Source organism: Streptococcus sp. HMSC062H02 (genome assembly GCF_001813005.1).
Taxonomy (GTDB): domain Bacteria; phylum Bacillota; class Bacilli; order Lactobacillales; family Streptococcaceae; genus Streptococcus; species Streptococcus oralis_S.
On record NZ_KV811128.1, the window covers coordinates 1 to 7,576 of the forward strand.

Consider the following 7,576-nt stretch of genomic DNA (forward strand, 5'->3'; position numbering starts at 1 on the left):
GAATCAATGGCTGCTTCCTTAGCTTTAAGGGCCTGCTCAATAGAAGTTTTGGCTTCATTTTTTTTCTGACCTGCTTGAGGATTGACACTTTCTATATCAATAATTCCACTTGTTTTAGCACTCTCTACTGTAGCATTTGTGGTCGCAGCGTCAATGTTCTTCTTAGCCTCATCAGCTTTCGCCTTGGCATCTGCTTTCGCAACAGCTTTCTCCTCGTCCGTCAAATCGGTGCGTGAATCAATAGCTGCTTCCTTAGCTTTCAGGGCGTCATCGATAGCTGCTTTTGCGGCATCTTTCTTTATTGTTATAGGATTGTCCTTACTGATTGCTAAAAGCCCTTCTCCTTTTGCAAAATCTAATGCCTCTTTTGTTGTAATATTCACATCACCAATTGCTGTTAAAGCTTTTTCTTTATCAGCGTTCACCTTTGCAATTGCTTCTGCCTTCTCTTCAGCAGTTGCAAGTAGATTTGAATTAATTTCTACAATCTTGCTTTCTGCAGCGTCATTAATAGCATCGATGGCAGACTGTTTGTTTAAAGTTATGAATTCTGATAAAGATCTTGTATCAATTGAACCATCTTTATAAGTTACAACTAGATTCCCATTTGAATCTTTGGCAATAGTATCGATTCGCGCTTCTTGATTTTCAACTATTTTTCCACTCTTACTAATCAGATTTGCATCATCGTTAGTTTGAGAGTATTCAATTTTTACTTTTTCTTTTATTTTTTCAAATTCTTCAGTTGTAATGTTATTAGGATCTACTACACTTACCTTACTTTCAGGAGCCTGTATGTCATATTTTGAAGTTTGATTTTTAACCACAAACTCCACATATCCTGCTGTTTTTTGACGCTCTGCTACATTTGTAGTTTCCTCAATCCTACCGTTGTATGGTGCACTCTCTCCGTTATTATAATCATTCGCTACAATGATACTTGTCCATTTTTGACCAGGTTTTGCATTAGTAATCCCAGTCATTTTAATACTAGCGCTTTTCTTATCATCTGAAACAGAGCCTTCTCCACTCGTTAGGGCACTTTCAGTGATTTTCCCAACTGTATAACCATAGGCATCTAGATTACCTTCGGTGGAATCACCAGCACCTCGAAGTTTCATATCTTTAATTTTAGATTCATCTTTAGCAGTAAAGGTTAAATCAGTTTCTTCACTAGAGTATACATAGATAGTCCTATTTTGCTCGTTAGAATATGGTACTTGTACAGTTGGGGGTATATTCTCCCTCAAAACCTCCCCTACAGGTCTTGTTCTTGTAGATCCATCAGTAAAGGTTACCACAATGTTATTTCCTACAATATCAATTGATTGAATGATTTCATCAGGATTCTCTACTAAAGTTCCACGTTTATTCACTAATCTCGCATCTTCATTAGCTGTTGAATATTCTATCTGAATACCATTCTTGATTTTCTCTCTATCTTCAGCAGTTGGATTTGTTAGGCTACTTACTGTTATCAATTCATCTGCAGGCTGAGCTCGCAAAGCGTACTTCTTTGACTGAGATTTCAATACAAGATAGAAATAAGCGGGATCAGACATGTCTTGCCCTTTTTTCAGATTTTCTCTACCTTTATCATCAACTACCTGTAAATAACGAGTTCCAATATTCAAGTTTTGATCTTCTCGTTTGGTATAACCGCTATTATTTTTCAACACATCATTGGGACGCCCTTTAATGACAATTTTAGCTGGATTTTTCTTTGTAGCAGGTGTTGTTAAAGTTGGGTTTTCTGCTCGGTTTATTACGGTAGCAGTAAATCCATATTCAATATCAAGATCATTTTCCGTATCTGGAACATTATTAAACTTCTGTCTAGAACCCTTTTTAATTGTTGCATAGCGGATTTTTCCACTTTCAGAGTATACTGGGATTTCTAATGTGAAGTTCTCTTCATTATAGATGTAAATTTTCTTCTCTGATGGAATCGAAAAGGTAAAATCTACTTTAGGATCTTCATTTACAGCTGCTCGGAATCCAGTATTACTATCCACTGAGCTACTCTTACGAAGAACAGTTGACTCCGTTTTGTCATCCTGACTAGGCTCTGTATTTTTCTCCGAATTTTCAGTTTCTTTTTCCACGTTCTCTGTTTTTTGAGTCACAGTATCTTGTCTATTCGTGGTATCTTCTGAAATTTCTTTTTTTTCAACTACTTTATTTCTCAGCTTAGAGTTCACTGCAGTCACTAATTTTTGGTAGGCTCTATTCAATTCTTCTTGGTTTAGTGCACTGTTTAAACTAGCTTTTGCTGAAGCTAATTCAGTTGATAAATTAGCTAAGCTTTCTTCTGTTTTTGTTGAATATACACCACTAGTAATGTTTGTTTCAACTTCTAAAATATAGTTTGCAAGTAAACTTTTATCTAATTCAGGTTGACTATCCTTCGCGTTACTCTGATCAGTACTGATCTTTTCACCATCTTGCATTAGTTCAACCTTATTAGCTGACTCTTCAGAAATTTTCAATTGATCAGCAGAAACAGCACCATTTCCTAAAAACATTAATAGTGTTGCAACTGCCACACTTGCAGCACCAAAACTATATTTTCGAATTGAAAAGCGCATAACCTTTTCTTTATCCTGTTTTTTAAGGTTTTTATTAATAATCTCTTTTTTCATCAATACTCCTTTAACTACCACTATCAATATAAAAATATATAGATTTTTATATATAATTATAAAGTATTATACCACTCATTCTATAATTTTTAAGCTCTTTTTGCAAGTTGTGGAAGTTACTTTTATTTGTAAAAACTTAGTATTATTCTGAAAAAGTAGCTTCTTGAATTCAAAAAAATGGAGAGGACATTTTGTCCTCTCCATTCTCTATATATCACTCAGCCTATTTGTCTAAAAAAGATTACTTAAAGATAGAAGTTTTAAAGCTATCCGTCTGTTGTAAAAGTTTCTTGAATAGTTTTTCTTTTAGTGCAATTGTATTATCAAACTTAACAGAGCCGTTCTTCAAACTGATTCTATCTCTTTCAACAGCAGCAGAAAACGCTTGTTTTAAATCTTCGTAAGAATTATAGGTTGTGCCGTCGATTTCAACTGACTGAATTCCATTTTTCGCTTTTGTTACAACCTCATTGAAATATGCTTTCTTCCAATCTTCCAAAGTACTAAATTTATTATCAGACAGTTTCTTAATAATATAATCATCACCTAGCGTGGATTTACCTTCTTTTCTAGATTCATCCTTATATTTATTTGATGCATACCCTAGAAAACCTTTTTCATAACCATAGTAACCCCAAATTCTAAAGGTGTTGTGCTTAAAGGACATCGCTCCAGGAGCGCCCTCGCTTGTATTTCCACCATAGATACCAGTCATCATAGGGACAGTAACATAAGCAGAATCAAAATCGGAAGGATTATAAACTCTATTACCCGGACCACGGTTCGTCATGAAATTATTGGTTACCAAGTCATCTACTGTATGTAAAGGAATAGCTTTCTCTTCATCGCTTAAAGGTCGAACCTTATCAAATTGATTCTTAGTGTTATTCCCCCTGTATTGTCTATCTACCTTCTTGAACCAAGCATTATTTAATTCTTGACTAGCTTTATTGAGGACAGCTTCTCCTTCCAGGTAATCTAGGAGCATGAGCGTATCATTGTACCCTTTCATATAACGATCAATCTCATCTCTAGACTTAAGATCATTTGGATTCGTATTGTACCACTGATTTCCATCATTCAAACGTTCATAGGCCATATTGATACCTAAAGCTTTATATTCCCCGTTTGGATTCGATACTGAAGGAGTTTGTAGCATTCCTTGAGCAAATGCTTCAAGATCTGTTCCTTCGCGATGTCTTGAACCGCCTAGATAAACCATACGATCATTAACGTGAGTTGTTTCGTGCGTGAAGGCAGATACTCCAAAATCACTAATCATATCCGTTACCATAAAGAAGACTGAATCATCTTTATATGGATTAGCATAAACTCGAGCTACAGCTCCCATATTCCAGTTCGTATCATGATAGGTACCAGTTGGTCCAAATACTTCACGTACTGGTGCAACATCTTTACCTTTGTTAGTATGACCATAACGATCCGTACTGATTCCTTTGTAGTTCTGGTTATCTCGAACAGGAGTTGGGACCATATTGTTACTCTTCAATAATTGGTTACGTACTTTATCTAAAGACAAACGAGACCAGAAATCCAGATAATTTTGTTGTTCCTTAGCAACTTTATCAATTTCAGCCTTAAAGGCATTTCTTTCTGCATCAGTATTCTTACCATATTTCTCAAAAGAACTATAAGCTATGGTATTGTAAGTTGAAATCAAGATCATATGGGCATCTTTTAAGTTCAAAAGTGGCAAGATCATTTTACCATGCATATCATTATTTAATCCTTCGTATGCTCTATGTTTCTTACCAACAAACTCAGGATTCGTTGTTTTAGGTTCAACGATGTAAACATTATCTTTAGTTGATTTTATGAACCAATCATTCAGATCTCTATCACTTGTAAAGAGTTCCATATTGTATTTTAAAAACTCATGAAGATTACCCTTACCTGTTGAACCTGAAATTACTTCACGGTAGGCATCGTGAGTGCGATCACCTTTTATATTATTTTCCTTAGAACCGATATTGATAATCCTATCTAGGACATCAACATTTTTACCATAGAAATCTGGTTTGAATAACATAATCTCTTTGATGTTAAAATCTTCAAATTTAATTCCATAGTATCGATTGAGATAGGACAAACCAAGAAGTAGAGCAGCCTTATTATCATCTATTTTCTTAATCAAAGCACGTTTTGCAGCTTCATCAGTATTTAGCTGATGATCTTGGTTGTGAACAAGTTTCGTAATAAATTTACCAAGATTCTCTTTTACGAACTTGAAACTCTCTTCCAGATAAAGATTCTTAATGGCATTTACTTTTCCATCACCAAGTCTATTTAAATGTTTATAAATGGTATCAGACTGTAACTCAACTGGACTTAATTTTTCTAGAATTGATTGGATTAAATCACTTCTATCCTTATCAACGATATTTGGAGTATAAACTATTTCACCTAGTTCTACAATACTATACTCTTTAACTTGTTTCACTTTAGAGCTATCTTTAGCAACAACAAGTAATTCTTCTTTCGTTCCGTCAGCATAGTGAATCAAAATCTTATCAATATCAGATAAATCTGTTACAAACTGTCCATTTTTCAAACCTGTAACAGAAAGAACTTCTTTCGTAACCAAGTTTGAACTAGCTTCCAATTTATTGGCCTGATTGACAATCCACTCTTTATTATAGAAAGGTTGTAATTTTTCGATATTGCGATAAGCAAGTTCACGGTCAATTCTGTAATCTTGAGTATCTTTATAGGTCTCATCTAATGATTTTGTATTGTTGAGAGTGTCCTCAATTAGAGGTTTAATTTCAAACTTATCAGCAGTGATTCCCATTGCATCAATCTTGGTATTAGCTTCTTCGAGACTAATTTCTCTAATTCTATGTGAACGAGAATATTTGAACGAATGTTTACCTGCACTAACATCTTTTACAACAAAGTTTCTTTCAAGAGCATTATTCGTGAAGTATCCCCCATCGTAATCAATATCACCGGAACCATAGAATTCTTCACCGTTCTCAACTTTCATCATTGAAACATTATTTTCAAGTTTGCCCCATACCCAGTTCTTACTGATGAAACCTCCAACATCTACAGGTGATTTAACTTTAATTGTTCCTTTAGCGACTGAATTTCGTACAGTCCCATATTTACCGATGCCATTAGGGTCCGAACTATTGTCAACAGTAGACGCAAGACCAGCAGCCCGAGCCTTAGTTGCTGTAATATCAGCTTCTACATATGTTTTATTCGCATGGCCTTTCCAAATCTCACCCACAATACCAGCAAGATTCCATCCTTTATCCCCAACACCATCAATTTTACCAATGAAAGCAACATTATTAACTTTAGCGCCCTCGCCATCTAATTTATTAACCACACCAGCAATATCATTTTTCGCAATAATATGGCCTGTAACTTTGACATTTTCGATTACAGCATTTTTAACAATTCTTGCAACGGGTGCAATATTTTCTGCCCAAGGCATATTAATATTCACATTGCCAAGGTTGATATTCTTCACAGAAGCATTTTCAATACGCTCAAACAATGGTCGAGCGATATTATGAATGGTATACTGTTTTCCATCAACACTTGTTAAATGACCATTAAATACACCTGGTACATATTGTTTATTTGGAGTTGGAACATTTGCTGCGTTCAAATCTGCACCAAGCTTAAACGTCCCCTTACGATTAGCTTGCATTGCTTTTACCAATTCATTGAAATCGTAGTAGACATTCTCTTCGTGAGATTTTGGCTTGGCAAAATAATGAACATATTCTTCACTGAGTTCATTACCATTAGTATGCTGAACTAGATCAGGAGCTTTAGCAGTGACCTTGTATAGTGTTTTTCCATCGACAGTAACTTCTTCGATTTTATCCACAGCAAGACGGGTCACCTTATTATCATGCGTAGCGATTTTTAGATAGTATGGTTTTACATCAGTTGGAACAGAAGTTAAGAAGCTACTATCCGTTTCAACACCATCAGTATCAACACTTATTAAGCTTGTTTCTTTAATATTTTTGACTTCAACTTTTTTGAGGTCAATTCTTAGTGGTTCTTCCCTTAGAACTTCTTCTTCATCACCTTCACCACGGTCATAAACCATCTTGGTTTCGAGTTTATAATCCTTGTAGTACTGCAAATCTGTCAGGCTAGCTGTTAAGTTGTCTGGCGAAATAGTCAATGTTTTGACAATTTCATCACCCTTTTTAAGAGTTAGGGTAATGGATTTTATAGTTGCCTTACTTGGGTTTTCCAAATTGTAACGAATTTGAGATGTTCGTTTTAAATCTTTAACATCGATAAGCGACAAACTTAAAATTGGTTTTTCAAAGTTTTTAGTTCCTAATTTAACGATACGATCTTGATCTAACTCCAAAACCTGTTCGACAACTTTCGGTGCTTCTTCAGTCTTCAGTCCTTTAATTGTCTTATAAGTCTTTATAACCTTTTTCTGTCCGTCTTTTCCTTCTTTGACAGTAACTCTTTCACCTTTTTTAAGTTGATCATCTTCTTCAACCTTTTCCTTAAACGGAATCTTTTCAAGACTTTCTTCTACCAGAGTTCCTTCAATTGGTTTTGTACCACGGCTTATTTTTTTAATGACTGGTTCTTTGATGACAATGGTTGTTGTATTTAAAACTTGATCAGTCTCAATACCGTCGAGAGTCTTATAAGTCGTTTTGGTAATTTGACTACCCTTTTCTCCATCTTGGATGACAGTTTCTTCATCCGTATATTTGGTTGGATCTTCGATAATTTCTGTCTTATAGTCAATCTCCGTAGTAGTTTCTTTCGTAACCGCGCCCTCAGTTACTTTATATTCAGGTAACTTTTCTTGAACTACCGACTCACCTTCTTTACCTGGCTCCTGAGTACCTTTAACTTCAATCTTGCCTGTATATTCTGACTGTGGTTCTTGAACTAAGGATTCTCCCTCTTTG

Annotated in this window: 2 protein-coding genes; both read right to left on the reverse strand. The window is 35.2% G+C overall.

The window, feature by feature from the left end:
- Window positions 1–2,642: sialic acid-binding adhesin (locus HMPREF2885_RS06060; protein WP_148131146.1), on the reverse strand; the 2,642-nt coding region annotated here is incomplete at its 3' end.
- A gap of 241 nt (window positions 2,643–2,883) precedes the next feature.
- A partial coding sequence (locus HMPREF2885_RS06065; protein ID WP_070657471.1) for a ZmpA/ZmpB/ZmpC family metallo-endopeptidase occupies window positions 2,884–7,576 on the reverse strand: 4,693 nt, incomplete at its 5' end.